Origin of the sequence: Streptococcus thermophilus, from assembly GCF_010120595.1 — a bacterium.
Taxonomy (GTDB): domain Bacteria; phylum Bacillota; class Bacilli; order Lactobacillales; family Streptococcaceae; genus Streptococcus; species Streptococcus thermophilus.
This window is the reverse complement of the sequence record NZ_CP038020.1, coordinates 170,722-184,920: the sequence shown is the minus strand read 5'-3', so window position 1 is coordinate 184,920 and position 14,199 is coordinate 170,722. Positions and strand designations below refer to the sequence as shown.

Here is a 14,199-nt window from a genome sequence, read left to right as displayed (position 1 = left end):
TTCTCCTGTCTTATAGGCTTTCCCAGTCGAAGTCTTCAGCTTCTTTATGTAGTAACTCTGTAGCATGTGAGAGTTTACCAGTAATTTTGACGTAGAGACGGAAGTCATCGAAAATAGCATCTAATTTTTTGATGACATCAAGGTCAACTAAATCGCCGTTGCTATCAAAAGCTTGAAGGGAATGTGAGAGTAAGAATTCGTCTGGAAGCACATTAGCTTTGATTTCTGGAGCATTCAAAATTTGACGAAGTTGTAGCTGTGCACGAGAAGCTCTCCTAGAGTTCCATAAGATGCCCCCGTAATCATAACAGGCTTATTCAATAGAGGGAAAACTCCGTATGAGAGCCAAGCTAAAGCATTCATGAGAACAGCCGGAATTGAGTGATCATACTCAGGTGTTCCAATGATGACACCATCAGCTTCATCGATTTTTTAGCGATTTCTAGTGTACTTTCTGGCAATTACTTATTAGCAGGTTTGTTAAAGACAGGAAGATCTTTGATTTCTACAAGTTCAATTTCTGCCTTATCTGCAAAATGCTTCTTAATATATTGCAATAATTGTCTATTAGTTGAACGTTTTGAATTCGTACCAACAAGTCCGATGAATTTCATGACAATTCTCCTTAAAAGTATTATATCTAGTATCATGTTAGCGTTTTCCTAGATAAAAGTCAATTTTCGTTTGATGAGAATACGATTAGACTATTACTTTTGTCATCTTATTTCGAATAGATTATAATAGGATAGATTTAAAAAATATTCTTCTTAATTCAGTGTAGATGATTTTACAAGAATTAGTTAACTGATGTATTGAAAGGAAAAATAATGACTAAAATTCGTGGATTTGAACTTGTATCAACCTATAACAATCAGGACTTACTTCCAAAGCGAGAGACTGCCCATGCAGCTGGCTATGATTTAAAGGTTGCGGAGAATACTATGATTTCTCCTGGGGAAATTGTTCTCGTACCAACAGGTGTTAAGGCTTACATGCAACCTGGTGAGGTTCTCTATCTCTATGACCGTTCCTCTAACCCTCGTAAAAAAGGTCTGGTCTTAATCAACTCAGTTGGAGTTATTGATGGCGATTACTATGGAAATCCCGGAAATGAAGGACATATCTTCGCCCAGATGAAAAATATTACTGACCAGCCTGTGACTCTTGAAGTTGGTGAGCGCATCGTTCAAGGTGTCTTTATGCCCTTCTTGATTGTTGATGGAGACGAAGCAGATGGGGTTCGAACTGGTGGGTTCGGGTCAACTGGAAAATAGAAGAAATTTGCGGCCGGCTTGCTGGTTATATCTTCTCATATCTTTGAGCAGCGTAGGGCTTCTTGCTTAACCAATCTGGATTTAAAAGAGTTTTTCTAGAGAAATCGTGCTAAAACTAGAGCTTATAGGAGTAGATGGCAATGTCTGAGTTTATCATGAAAGGAAAGGATTAGAATCATAGCTAAGAAAAAATCAACTTTTGTTTGTAGAGAATGTGGCTACAATTCACCCAAATATCTAGGGCGCTGTCCCAATTGTTCTTCTTGGTCCTCTTTTGAGGAAGAGGTTGAGGTGCAGGAGGTTAAAAATGCCCGTGTCAGTTTGACGGGTGAAAAGTCCAAACCTACTAAGTTAAAAGAAGTCTCTTCAATTAGTTATGCCCGCATAAAAACCGATATGGACGAGTTTAACCGTGTTTTAGGTGGCGGTGTGGTTCCGGGGAGTTTGGTTCTTATTGGAGGAGATCCAGGAATAGGGAAATCGACCCTCCTCTTACAGGTGTCAACACAGCTGGCTAACAAGGGAACTGTCCTCTATGTTTCTGGGGAAGAATCGGCCGAGCAAATCAAATTGCGGAGTGAACGTTTAGGTGATATTGATAACGAATTTTATCTGTATGCTGAGACCAATATGCAAGCAGTCCGTAGTCAAGTGGAGGGTATCAAACCCGATTTCCTCATTATTGATTCTATTCAGACCATCATGAGCCCAGAGATCTCTGGCGTTCAAGGTTCTGTTTCCCAGGTTCGTGAAGTAACTGCCGAACTCATACAGATTGCCAAAACCAATAACATTGCCACTTTTATTGTTGGGCATGTGACCAAGGAGGGACAGCTGGCTGGACCACGTATGTTGGAGCACATGGTGGATACTGTGCTTTATTTTGAGGGGGAACGTCATCATACCTTCCGTATTCTGAGGGCAGTTAAAAACCGTTTTGGTTCAACCAATGAGATTGGGATTTTTGAAATGCAGTCAGGTGGTCTGGTCGAGGTACTAAACCCTAGCCAAGTTTTCTTAGAAGAACGCCTAGACGGTGCCACAGGTTCTGCCATTGTTGTCACAATGGAGGGGAGTCGACCTATCCTAGCTGAGGTTCAAGCTTTGGTGACACCGACCGTCTTTGGTAACGCAAAGCGGACAACGACGGGACTGGACTTTAACCGTGTCAGCCTTATCATGGCTGTCTTAGAGAAACGTTGCGGCCTTCTTCTCCAAAATCAAGATGCCTATCTCAAATCAGCTGGTGGTGTCAAGTTGGACGAGCCAGCTATTGACCTTGCAGTTGCCGTTGCTATCGCTTCTAGTTACAAGGAGCTTCCAACCAATCCACAAGAAGCCTTCGTAGGAGAAATTGGCTTGACCGGAGAGATTCGTCGTGTGACTCGTATTGAGCAGCGTATCAATGAAGCCGCTAAACTAGGTTTTACTAAGATTTATGTTCCTAAAAATTCGCTTCATGGCATGAAGATTCCAGAAGGTATCCAGGTCATTGGGGTCACAACGGTAGGAGAAGTACTCAAAAAAGTCTTTTCTTAAAAGATATGCTCAGAGTTGGAATCTGAAAGCGGCTGCAAGAATACCTGTTCGATGCTATACTTTTCTTAAGAATAGGGAGGTATCTATTATGCAATTTTTCACAGACAACAATATGCAATTCCAGCTGGTAGAGTTAACTCTTAATCAAGGTGAAACGGTTTTTATCCAACTTGGCAGTATGGTCTACCATACACCTAATGTGTGACTCTCAACACCAAATTAAATGCAAGTGGCTCTGGTGTAGGACGCTTTGTAAAAGCAGTTGGACGGTCAATGGTTTCGGGTGAAAGTACCTTTATTACCAGGTATTTGCCCAGTCTAATAATGCTTACCTAGCATTGTCACACGACTCACCAGGTCAGGTGATTCCGCTGTATCTTGGTGAAAAGCAGTACCGACTTAATGATGGTGCCTTTTTAGCACTTGATGGTACGGCTTACTATACAATGGAAACCCAATCGATCGGTAAGGCTCTCCTTGGTGGCCAGGGAGGATTCTTCGTTATGACGACCCAAGGTCAAGGGACTCTTTTGGCCAATGCTTACGGTTCTATTAAAAAATTGTGCTAAACAATCAAGAAGTGACTATTGATAATGCCCATGTTGTTGCTTGGAGCCAGACTATTGATTATAGTATTCATTTGGAAAATGGTTTCTGGCAGTCTATCGGAACAGGTGAAGGTGTGGTTAATACCTTCAGGGGAACAGGAGAAATCTACGTTCAAAGTCTCAACCTTCAAACCTTCGCAGGCTTACTTATAGATGCTTACCAAAACGTTCATAAAATAAAGGAGAGTAACCTCGATAGGTAGGACTCTCTTTTTTACTTAAAGAAGTTGATAGCTGACAAGTTAAGAAAAAGATGATAAGATAGACTGTAAATAATTTGAATGTCAAATTAGTTCTCCGTTAGAAAGTGAGTTATTATGTCCTATTTTGAAAACTTTCTCAATGCCAACAAAGCCTATGTTAATCTTCACGGGACAGCCCATCTTCCCTTGAAACCTAAGACTAAGGTGGCTATTGTGACTTGTATGGATTCACGCCTTCACGTTGCCCAGGCCTTAGGGTTGGCACTAGGTGACGCCCATATTTTGCGTAATGCGGGTGGTCGTGTTACGGAAGATATGATTCGTTCTTTGGTCATTTCCCAACAACAGATGGGGACACGTGAAATCGTAGTTCTTCACCATACAGATTGTGGTGCTCAGACCTTTAAGAACGATGAGTTTACGGCCTATCTTAATAAAGAACTTGGCGTTGACGTATCTGATCAAGATTTTCTTCCATTTACAGATGTAGAAGAGAGTGTCCGTGAAGATATGGCTATTCTTCGTCAGTCGCCACTTATTCCTAAGGATGTTATCATCTCTGGTGCGGTTTACGATGTAGATACTGGACGAATGACTCAGGTCTTCCCTTAATATCTAAAAATTTAGCAGGCATGATTGCCTGCTTTTTTATAATTCAATGTAAAAAACTCAGCTTACTAAAATATGCTGAGTTTTCTTGTTTTTAAGAGACGATAAAAATGAGAATTACAGTCCCTAAATAGAAAATACTAGTAATAAAGAAACTGATGCGCCAGAAAAGCTTAAGGAAGCGTTTAAATTTAAAGGATTGTGTTTTTCTCAGCATCTGAATCGTGATAATAATAGCTGCCAGTGATAATAAGATGGTGATGTATGGCAGAAAACTATGGGTAAAAAAACGAGCTGATATAGCAATGACTTCAATAAAATAAAGTGGAAAGGTTAAATCAGCGAAATTAAGACCGAGATATTTTAAACTGAAGAAGCGGTGGATAATAAAAGCAAAGATAGGTGTTAAAATCAAAAATGCTATAGCAAAGAATTTATATAGAACCATAGGTCTATTTTACCGCGAAAAAGTCTTAATGTAAATTTTTTCCTAAACTTAATAAGAATTTCTTGCATCTAAAAAGAATTTTTGTATAATAGATAAGGTATGTAAAAACATACTTGTGGGAGGTAACAAAACTTACTTACCGCCAAAACCACAATAGGAGGAAATTACAAAATGGCTAAAAAAGTCGAAAACATCGTAAAACTTCAGATTCCTGCTGGTAAAGCGACTCCAGCTCCACCAGTTGGACCAGCTCTTGGTCAAGCCGGAATCAACATCATGGGATTCACTAAAGAGTTTAACGCTCGTACAGCTGATCAAGCTGGTATGATTATCCCAGTTGTTATCTCTGTGTATGAAGATAAATCATTCGATTTCATCACTAAAACACCACCAGCTGCTGTTCTTTTGAAAAAAGCTGCAGGTGTTGAAAAAGGCTCAGGTACTCCAAACTCAGTTAAAGTTGCTTCAGTAACTCGTGCGCAAGTACGAGAAATTGCTGAAACTAAAATGCCTGACTTGAACGCTGCAAACATCGAATCAGCTATGCGTATGATCGAAGGTACTGCACGTTCAATGGGATTCACTGTTACTGACTAATTCAGTTAACAAGAAAACCACAGACGTCGCCTCACTTCGCTGAGTGACGTGGAAGATGAAAGTCGTTATGACCACAATACACAAGGAGAAATAATTAACATGGCTAAAAAAAGCAAACAAATGCGTGCTGCTCTTGAGAAAATCGACAGCACAAAAGCTTACAGCGTAGAAGAAGCTGTAGCTCTTGCACAAGAAACTAACTTCGCAAAATTCGATGCTACTGTTGAAGTATCATACAACCTTAACATCGATGTTAAGAAAGCTGACCAACAAATCCGTGGCGCAATGGTATTGCCAAACGGTACTGGTAAAACTCAACGCGTTCTTGTATTTGCCCGTGGTGCTAAAGCTGAAGAAGCTAAAGCAGCAGGTGCTGACTTCGTTGGTGAAGACGAACTCGTTGATAAAATCAACGGTGGATGGCTTGACTTTGACGTTGTTGTTGCAACGCCAGACATGATGGCAATCGTTGGTCGTCTTGGACGTGTCCTTGGACCACGTAACTTGATGCCAAACCCTAAAACTGGTACGGTAACTATGGACGTTGCTAAAGCAGTTGAAGAGTCTAAAGGTGGTAAAATCACTTACCGTGCTGATAAAGCAGGTAACGTACAAGCTATCATCGGTAAAGTTTCATTCGAAGCTGAAAAATTGGTTGAAAACTTCAAAGCATTTAACGATGCTATTCAAAAAGCTAAACCAGCTACAGCGAAAGGTACTTACATCACAAACCTTTCAATCACTACTACACAAGGTCCTGGTATCAAAGTTGATCCTAACTCATTGTAAGAGTAGTAAAAACCTATCTTCGGATAGGTTTTTTTAATTGAGCTAGATAGGAATACTTGAGTAGAAAATAAAAAATCTTCAGAAGGTAGTGTTGATTGTTGGAGGTTATGGTATATTTTATGCGTATACACATAATTTTTGATTTAAAACTTTTTGCGTTACATTTTAAAGAGGCAATGAAAGAAAAAGAGTAAGGTGTTTTTACTGGTAGCCGTAGGCCTGTTGTCTGTAGGTCTTTTAACGGCTTGCTCATCATCAAGTAAGATGTCTGGAAAGATACTTATAACTATGTTTACGGAGGTGATCCTGCAACCCTAGACTATCTTGCTGCAAATAAGAAAAACATGACGACAGCTGTTAGTAATGGTGTTGATGGTTTGTTTGAAAATGATCAATACGGTAATTTAAAACCATCTGTAGCTGAAAGATTGGTCTGTCTCTCAAGATGGCTTAACATATACTTACAAGATTCGTAAGGGGCCCAAATGGTACACTTCAACGGCGAAGAATATGCAGATGTGACTTCTAAGGAATTTGTAACAGGCCTTAAACTTGCCGCAGATACAAAGTCTGAAGCTATCTATTTGCTACAAAATTCAGTTAAAGGTCTAAAAGAATACCTCTCTGGAGCTAACAAAAATTTTTCAGCTGTAGGTATCAAAGCGGTTGATGATCACACCTTGCAATATACACTTAGCCAACCAGTACCTTACTGGAATTCAAAATTGACTTACTCTGTCACTTGGCCTGTTAACGCAGAGTTTTTGAAATCTAAAGGAAAAGATTTTGGTAAGTCAACGGATCCAACGTCTATTCTTTATAACGGACCATGCCTTCTTAGAGCTTTGACAACTAAATCATCTATTGAGTTCACCAAGAATGAAAATTATTGGGATAAGGATAATGTCTACTTTGACAATATCAAATTAACTTATGATGATGGATCAGATCAAGAGTCTTTGGAACGTGAGTTCACTGACGGTGTCTATACATTAGCTCGCCTCTTCCCTACTAGCTCAAATTATTCTAAGGTTTCTGAAAAGTATAAAGATAATATCTATACTACTCAACCAGCAGCATCAGTAGAAGGGGTTGGTATTAATATTGATCGCCAAACTTACAATAATACCTCTAAAGAAAATGACCAACAGAAATCATCAACTAAAGCAGTACTTCTTAATAAGGATTTCCGTCAATCATTAGGATTTGCCATTGATCGTACAAATTATGCAGCTCAGTTGAATGGTAAAGAAAGTGCTAATACAGCTGTTCGTAATATCTTTGTTAAACCAGACTTTGTTCAAGCAGATGGTAAAGATTTCGGAACAATGGTAATGGATCAACTTCCAGCTTATGGTGATGAGTGGTCTGGTGTGAATCTTGCAGATAGTCAAGATGGTCTTTACAATCCAGAAAAAGCTAAGGCTGAGTTCGCGAAAGCTAAGGAAGCCCTTCAAGCAGAAGGAGTTCAGTTCCCGATTTATTTGGACATTCCAGTAAACCAAACAAGTAAGTTTTTGTGAATCAAGTGCAATCTCTCAAACAGTCTATTGAAGCTACACTTGGAAAAGAGAATGTTGTCATTGATATTCATCAATTGTCAGCCAACGATTTCTACAATTACTTACTATGCTTCGAATGCAGCAGCAGAGGATTGGGACTTGTCAGTTGGTGTTGCTTGGGAGCCTAATTACCTCGATCCATCCACATATCTTGATGTTTTGAAAACGACTAGTAGCGAGAACACCAAGTCCTTTATGGGTTACGACAATCCAAATAGTCAAGCTGTGGAAAAAGTAGGTCTTAAAGAATATGACCAATTAGTTGAGGATGCTTCTAAGGAAACCACAGATTTAAAAGTTCGTTATGAAAAATATGCTAAAGCTCAAGCATGGCTGAAAGATAGTGTCCTCTATCTTCCAACTACCGCTTATAGTGGTGCAGCAACGGTAGTTTCTCGCATACAGCCATTCTCAGGAGCTTACGCTTAAGCTGGTGATAAAGGTTCGACCTACTACTTCAAGTATATTAAATCTCAAGATGATATTGTAACTAAGAAACTGTATGATTCAGCTTATAAAGATTGGCTTAAAGAAAAAGCAAAATCTAATGACAAAGCTCAAAAAGATCTTGCAAAACACGTTAAGTAAACTATCGAAAACGTCTACCTTTAGGTGGTCGTTTTTTTGATAAAATTCCTCGAATGACCTTTAGATTGTGTTATAATAAAAAGGATTGATACTTATAAGCTTATGCTTAAGCTTGGGGAGAGCCTTCAAGCTAACCAGGTATCCAAAGACTGAAGAATGAAACATAAAAAGGAGATTTATCTTGGCTAAAGATATCCGCGTTCGTTACGCACCAAGTCCAACAGGGCTGCTACACATTGGTAATGCCCGTACGGCATTGTTTAACTACCTCTATGCACGTCATCATGGCGGTACTTTCATTATCCGTATTGAAGATACTGACCGTAAGCGTCACGTTGAAGATGGTGAGCGTTCACAGCTTGATAATTTGCGTTGGTTGGGGATTGACTGGGATGAAAGTCCTGAAACACATGAAAATTACCGTCAATCAGAGCGTTTGCCACTTTACCAAAAATATATTGATCAACTTTTGGCAGAAGGTAAGGCTTACAAGTCATATGTAACTGAAGAAGAGTTGGCTGCAGAACGTGAACGTCAAGAAGCAGCAGGTGAAACACCTCGTTATATTAACGAGTTCCTTGGTATGACTGAAGAAGAAAAAGCCGCCTACATCGCAGAACGTGAAGCCGCTGGCATTATTCCTACAGTTCGTTTGGCTGTTAATGAGTCAGGAATCTATAAATGGCATGATATCGTTAAAGGAGATATCGAATTTGAAGGTGGCAATATCGGTGGTGATTGGGTTATCCAGAAGAGGGATGGTTACCCAACTTACAACTTTGCGGTTGTTGTTGATGACCACGATATGCAAATTTCACACGTTATCCGTGGAGATGACCACATTGCCAATACGCCAAAACAGCTTATGGTTTATGAGGCTCTTGGTTGGGAAGCGCCTGAGTTTGGGCACATGACCCTTATCACCAATTCTGAAACTGGTAAGAAGTTGTCTAAACGTGATACTAATACCCTTCAATTTATCGAAGATTACCGTAAAAAAGGTTACCTGCCAGAAGCAGTCTTCAACTTTATTGCTCTTCTAGGTTGGAACCCTGGTGGCGAGGACGAAATCTTCTCTCGCGAAGAACTTATCAAACTCTTTGATGAAAACCGTCTAAGTAAGTCTCCAGCGGCCTTTGACCAGAAGAAACTGGATTGGATGAGTAATGACTACATCAAGCATGCTGATTTCGATAAGGTCTTTGCTCTTTGCAAACCCTTCTTGGAAGAAGCTGGTCGTTTGACAGATAAAGCTGAAAAATTAGTTGAACTCTATAAACCACAGATGACAGCTGCGGAAGAAATTGTACCTCTTACAGACCTCTTTTTCGAAGGTTTCCCAGAATTGACAGCGGCTGAAAAAGAAGTTATGGCTGGTGAAACAGTACCAACAGTACTTGAGGCCTTTAAAGCTAAACTTGAAGATATGTCAGATGATGAGTTTGTTACAGAAAATATTTTCTCACAAATTAAGGCTGTTCAAAAAGAAACAGGAATTAAAGGGAAAAACCTCTTCATGCCAATTCGTATAGCTGTTTCAGGAAAGATGCACGGCCCAGAATTACCAGAGACTATCTTTTTACTTGGTCGTGAAAAATCTATTAAACATATTGATCAAGTTCTCGCAACACTATAAAAAAACGAACCCAACATTTGTTGGGTTTCGAATGTACATAAGCAATATGTCAGCCATCATATGATTTTAGTTAAGAGTGTTTTTGTAATACAATGATGATATAACGTAGTCATATTATCATTTTAAAAACTTTAAATTAGTTTTATAATAGATTTGTAATAAAAAAGTTGAGAGAAGTGAAGATTTGGTTGGTATTTCTACTACGTCATTGACATGTATCCATAATTGAGGTTATAAGTCAGTTAAAGAGCTTGGGGTATCTAGGCTCTTTTTTATGTTACGTAAACAAATTTATATGTGACATGGTCTGACTATCAGTTGAATAGTTGATGGTTCTTAACTAGGAAAAAAATAGATTTATATTTTTAGTTTTTTCTAATAGGAACGACGCTAAATTATATATTTATCTTACAATAAAGTAGGTTGATTTTTGAAAGGAAAAGCGGGAGTCCCTTGCTTATTTTTAGGAGGCATTACGGGATGGCTTTTAGTGATCAAATTTAGCAATTTATAAAAATAGACTAAGAAATTACAGTTCAGGATAAAAAACGACATTCATTCTATCTAAAATTGTTGCTCTGTTCTCTACCGAGGATGCTGTTGTTCAAAAGGTCAGTACTTTGTACAGGCCTTTTGGCATTTTATAAGAAAAATAGTTAAAAACATTTTTAAATCTATTTAAACAGTTTCAAGGCTGTTATTTATTTTCAATCTGATATTGCATAAAATTGAATAAAAACCAAAAAATAAAACACTTTTTGACTAAAAATATAAAAATAAAAATAAATATAAAAAATATCAAAAAAATAGTTGACATATGAATAAATATTCAATATAATTTATCTCGTAAGGTTGATAGAGATAGCAACCCTAAGAAAATATAAGAAAAGAGAAAATAATATGTCAAAAGAGAAAGTTATTCTTGCCTATTCAGGAGGTCTTGATACCTCAGTCGCTATTACATGGCTTAAAAAAGATTACGATGTTATTGCTGTTTGTATGGATGTGGGTGAAGGTAAAGATTTAGAGTTTATACATGACAAAGCTTTGACTGTTGGAGCTGTTGAGTCTTATGTTCTTGATGTCAAAGATGAGTTCGCTGAAGATTATGTGCTTCCAGCACTTCAAGCTCACGCCTATTACGAGCAAAAATATCCTTTAGTTTCAGCCCTTAGCCGTCCAATTATTGCTAAAAAATTAGTTGAAATTGCTCATAAAACAGGTGCAACAACCATCGCTCACGGTTGTACTGGTAAAGGTAATGACCAAGTTCGTTTTGAAGTTGCCATCGCTGCCCTAGATCCAAGTCTTAAAGTAGTAGCGCCAGTACGTGAATGGAAATGGTCTCGTGAGGAAGAAATTGAGTATGCTAAGGCTAATGGTGTTCCAGTTCCGGCAGACCGTGATAATCCTTACTCAGTCGACCAAAACCTTTGGGGACGTGCCAATGAGTGTGGTGTTCTTGAAAATCCTTGGAACCAAGTTCCGGAAGAAGCTTTTGGAATTACTAACTCACCAGAGTCTGCACCCGATGAAGCTGAGTATGTAGATGTAACTTTTAAGGAAGGGAAACCAGTTGCTCTTAATGGTAAAGAAATGAAATTGGCTGACCTTATCCAAGAAATGAATGTTATCGCTGGTAAGCATGGCGTTGGACGTATTGACCACGTTGAGAATCGTCTTGTGGGTATCAAGTCACGTGAAATTTATGAATGCCCAGGAGCTATTGCACTTTTGACAGCTCATAAAGAAATTGAAGATTTAACTTTGGTTCGTGAAGTATCTCACTTTAAACCAATTCTTGAAAATGAATTGTCAAATCTCATCTATAACGCTTTGTGGTTTAGTCCGGCAACAGAAGCTATCATTGCTTATATCAAGGAAACACAAAAAGTAGTTAATGGTATCGCTAAAGTAAAACTTTACAAAGGGCATGCACAAGTAGTCGCACGTCAATCAGCTAATTCATTGTATGATGAAAACTTGGCTACTTACACATCAGCCGACAGCTTTGATCAAGATGCTGCGATTGGATTTATCAAGCTTTGGGGACTTCCAACACAGGTAAATTCTCAAGTTAACCATCCATTTGACAAATAATAACAGATTTCATAAGAAAAGCAGGATATGAGAAGAAACTTCTTAATATCAGATAAAAGTGGACAGGGAGCCGCATCTGATACTCTTTTCTTATAACTTATATTATTCTCGTGAAGACGTTCTGCGAGGCGTCACGATCCTAAATAAACTACGACTGAGATCGGTTTTTAGGAAAACAAGTGTCCAGAGAGACAAACTAAGCTAGACAAAAAATATCTAGCTTTTTTCATTTAAAATATTGTGGCCTAAGAGGTCATTACTTGTTATAAGTATTAAGAAAGGACGGAAGGTTATCTTATCGTTTAGGAAAATCTTCAACATAAAAACTATGGCAGAAAATCATAAACTATGGGGCGGTCGGTTCGAAGCTAGTCTTGAAAAATGGGTAGAAGAATTTGGTGCTTCAATCTCCTTTGACCAAAAGATGGCTGAGTTTGATCTGAAAGGCTCTATTGCCCATGTAACCATGTTGGGTGAGACAGGAATTATTGCTCAAGAGGAGGCTTTGCAAATTAAACAGGGCTTGGAAGAGCTTCTGGAGGAATATAAGGCTGGTAAGCTAGAATTCGATGTTTCCAACGAAGATATTCATATGAATATAGAAAGTCTTCTAACGGCTAAAATTGGACCTGTGGCAGGAAAGCTTCATACAGCGCGTTCACGTAACGACCAAGTAGCGACAGATATGCACTTGTATCTGAAAGCCAAACTCGTGGAAGTTATTGAGAAAATTGATAACTTACGTAATACCTTGGTCAGTCTAGCAGATAAACATACTTACACAATTATGCCAGGGTACACCCACTTACAGCATGCTCAGCCGATTTCTTTTGGTCACCACTTGATGGCTTACTACAATATGTTCACACGTGATTCTGAACGTTTTGAATTTAATATCAAGCATACCGATATTTCCCCACTTGGTGCTGCCGCTTTAGCAGGGACAACTTTCCCAATTGATCGTAATATGACATCTGATTTAATGGGCTTTGCAAAACCATATAGTAATTCTCTAGATGCTGTTTCCGATCGTGACTTTATTCTCGAATTCTTGTCAAATTCAAGTATCCTTATGATGCATATGACACGTATTTGTGAAGAAATCATTAACTGGTGCTCTAACGAGTTTAAGTTTGTAACTCTTTCGGATACTTTTTCAACAGGATCTTCCATTATGCCTCAAAAGAAAAATCCAGATATGGCGGAACTTATTCGTGGGAAATCAGGTCGTGTTTATGGTAATCTGATTGGACTATTGACCGTGATGAAATCACTACCTTTGGCTTATAATAAGGATCTACAAGAAGATAAAGAAGGTATGTTTGATACGGTAGAAACGATTACTGTCGCTATTGACATCCTTGCAGGTATGCTCAATACTATGTCTGTTAACGACAAGCATATGGCAGAGTCGACAGAAAAAGATTTCTCAAATGCTACGGAATTGGCGGATTACCTTGCAACTAAAGGACTTCCATTCCGTGAAGCTCATGAAATTGTAGGGAAGCTTGTCCTCGAGTGTACTAAAGCAGGTTATTACCTTCAAGATGTTCCTTTTGAACGTTATCAAGAAGTTTCAGATTTGATTGAAGAGGATATCTATGAAACATTAAAGTCTCACACTGCTGTTGAGCGTCGTCATTCTCTTGGTGGGACAGGTTTTGATCAAGTTAAATGGCAAATCAAAGAAGCTCAGCAAAGTCTCAACAAGTAAGTCTCTAAGCCCCTAACCATAAGGTTTTGGGCTTTTTTGCTATTTATGATATAATAGTACTAATTTTGAGTTTGGAGTCACATTTTGAAAAAATCTTATCGCGTTAAGAAAGAGAAAGACTTTAAAGCATTATTTGATGCAGGACACAGTGTTGCTAATCGAAAATTTGTAGTCTACTGTCTGGATCGTAATCTACCTCATTTTAGAGTAGGTTTATCAGTTAGTAAGCGTCTTGGTAATGCGGTTACTCGGAATCGGGTAAAACGTCGTCTACGACATGCACTGATGGACATGTCATCTCAGTTAGAACATCAAGATTTTGTCGTTATTGCTCGTAAAGGTGTTGAGGACTTAAGTTACCAAGACATTTATAGCAATCTCGTTCATGTCTTAAAAATAGCAAAGTTGTATAAAGACTAGACAATTGCCTTGCTTCGTTACATTATAGGAATGACTAAGATTGTTCATGGTCTCATGAATCATCTTAATGGACGAAGAAAACTAGTTCTCTGGTCTATTTTAAAGGAGTTTT

At 38.6% G+C, this 14,199-nt stretch carries 10 protein-coding genes and 3 pseudogenes; 11 read left to right on the top strand and 2 right to left on the bottom strand.

The features are described from left to right. Positions 1 to 10 precede the first annotated feature (10 nt). Positions 11 to 614: pseudogene (locus tag E3C75_RS00910) on the bottom strand (NADPH-dependent FMN reductase). A gap of 213 nt (positions 615 to 827) precedes the next feature. Here E3C75_RS00910 and E3C75_RS00905 point away from each other — a divergent pair. The 4 genes and pseudogenes from E3C75_RS00905 (at position 828) to E3C75_RS00890 (ending at position 4,236) form a co-directional block, all read left to right on the top strand. Then, positions 828 to 1,274 (top strand): dUTP diphosphatase, encoded by a 447-nt coding sequence (locus E3C75_RS00905; RefSeq protein WP_002947069.1) that lies wholly within the window; start codon positions 828 to 830, stop codon positions 1,272 to 1,274. Between the two features lie 177 nt (positions 1,275 to 1,451). Beyond that, on the top strand, positions 1,452 to 2,813 hold the full coding sequence (radA, locus tag E3C75_RS00900; protein ID WP_080998440.1) for a DNA repair protein RadA: 1,362 nt from the start codon (positions 1,452 to 1,454) through the stop codon (positions 2,811 to 2,813). A gap of 88 nt (positions 2,814 to 2,901) precedes the next feature. Then, a pseudogene (locus E3C75_RS00895) lies at positions 2,902 to 3,624 on the top strand (TIGR00266 family protein). A 114-nt stretch (positions 3,625 to 3,738) separates the two neighbouring features. Continuing rightward, positions 3,739 to 4,236, top strand: coding sequence for a beta-class carbonic anhydrase (locus tag E3C75_RS00890; protein WP_002947059.1), 498 nt, complete (start codon positions 3,739 to 3,741; stop codon positions 4,234 to 4,236). Positions 4,237 to 4,327: 91 nt separating this feature from the next. Here the strand turns inward: E3C75_RS00890 and E3C75_RS00885 are convergent, their stop codons facing one another. Continuing rightward, positions 4,328 to 4,681 (bottom strand): DUF3397 domain-containing protein, encoded by a 354-nt coding sequence (locus E3C75_RS00885; protein WP_111679730.1) that lies wholly within the window; start codon positions 4,679 to 4,681, stop codon positions 4,328 to 4,330. A 171-nt stretch (positions 4,682 to 4,852) separates the two neighbouring features. Here E3C75_RS00885 and rplK point away from each other — a divergent pair, with 171 nt between their 5' ends. The 7 genes and pseudogenes from rplK to rnpA all read left to right on the top strand — a co-directional run bounded on the left by rplK (position 4,853) and on the right by rnpA (position 14,087). Next, on the top strand, positions 4,853 to 5,278 hold the full coding sequence (gene rplK, locus E3C75_RS00880) for a 50S ribosomal protein L11 (protein ID WP_002953535.1): 426 nt from the start codon (positions 4,853 to 4,855) through the stop codon (positions 5,276 to 5,278). Between the two features lie 99 nt (positions 5,279 to 5,377). Then, positions 5,378 to 6,067 carry a 50S ribosomal protein L1 gene (gene rplA / locus E3C75_RS00875; RefSeq protein WP_024704232.1) on the top strand — a complete coding sequence of 230 codons (690 nt, stop codon included), beginning with the start codon at positions 5,378 to 5,380 and terminating at the stop codon, positions 6,065 to 6,067. A gap of 264 nt (positions 6,068 to 6,331) precedes the next feature. Beyond that, a pseudogene (locus tag E3C75_RS00870) lies at positions 6,332 to 8,217 on the top strand (peptide ABC transporter substrate-binding protein). 181 nt (positions 8,218 to 8,398) lie between these two features. Continuing rightward, positions 8,399 to 9,853 carry a glutamate--tRNA ligase gene (gltX, locus tag E3C75_RS00865; RefSeq protein ID WP_084829122.1) on the top strand — a complete coding sequence of 485 codons (1,455 nt, stop codon included), beginning with the start codon at positions 8,399 to 8,401 and terminating at the stop codon, positions 9,851 to 9,853. Between the two features lie 900 nt (positions 9,854 to 10,753). Beyond that, entirely contained in the window at positions 10,754 to 11,953 is a 1,200-nt protein-coding gene (locus E3C75_RS00860; protein ID WP_084829121.1) for an argininosuccinate synthase, read from the top strand. 328 nt (positions 11,954 to 12,281) lie between these two features. Further along, on the top strand, positions 12,282 to 13,667 hold the full coding sequence (gene argH / locus E3C75_RS00855) for an argininosuccinate lyase (RefSeq protein WP_071417372.1): 1,386 nt from the start codon (positions 12,282 to 12,284) through the stop codon (positions 13,665 to 13,667). A gap of 84 nt (positions 13,668 to 13,751) precedes the next feature. Next, positions 13,752 to 14,087: a ribonuclease P protein component gene (gene rnpA / locus E3C75_RS00850; protein WP_037600055.1), complete on the top strand. Its 336-nt coding sequence runs from the start codon at positions 13,752 to 13,754 to the stop codon at positions 14,085 to 14,087. The last annotated feature ends 112 nt before the right edge of the window (positions 14,088 to 14,199 follow it).

Bases quoted from the DNA above. Each gene is read 5' to 3' on its own strand.
- E3C75_RS00905 (WP_002947069.1), top strand. From the start codon at position 828: ATGACTAAAATTCGTGGATTTGAACTTGTATCAACCTATAACAATCAG.
- E3C75_RS00860 (WP_084829121.1), top strand. From the start codon at position 10,754: ATGTCAAAAGAGAAAGTTATTCTTGCCTATTCAGGAGGTCTTGATACC.
- rplA (WP_024704232.1), top strand. From the start codon at position 5,378: ATGGCTAAAAAAAGCAAACAAATGCGTGCTGCTCTTGAGAAAATCGAC.
- rplK (WP_002953535.1), top strand. From the start codon at position 4,853: ATGGCTAAAAAAGTCGAAAACATCGTAAAACTTCAGATTCCTGCTGGT.
- argH (WP_071417372.1), top strand. From the start codon at position 12,282: ATGGCAGAAAATCATAAACTATGGGGCGGTCGGTTCGAAGCTAGTCTT.
- E3C75_RS00885 (WP_111679730.1), bottom strand. From the start codon at position 4,681: ATGGTTCTATATAAATTCTTTGCTATAGCATTTTTGATTTTAACACCT.
- E3C75_RS00890 (WP_002947059.1), top strand. From the start codon at position 3,739: ATGTCCTATTTTGAAAACTTTCTCAATGCCAACAAAGCCTATGTTAAT.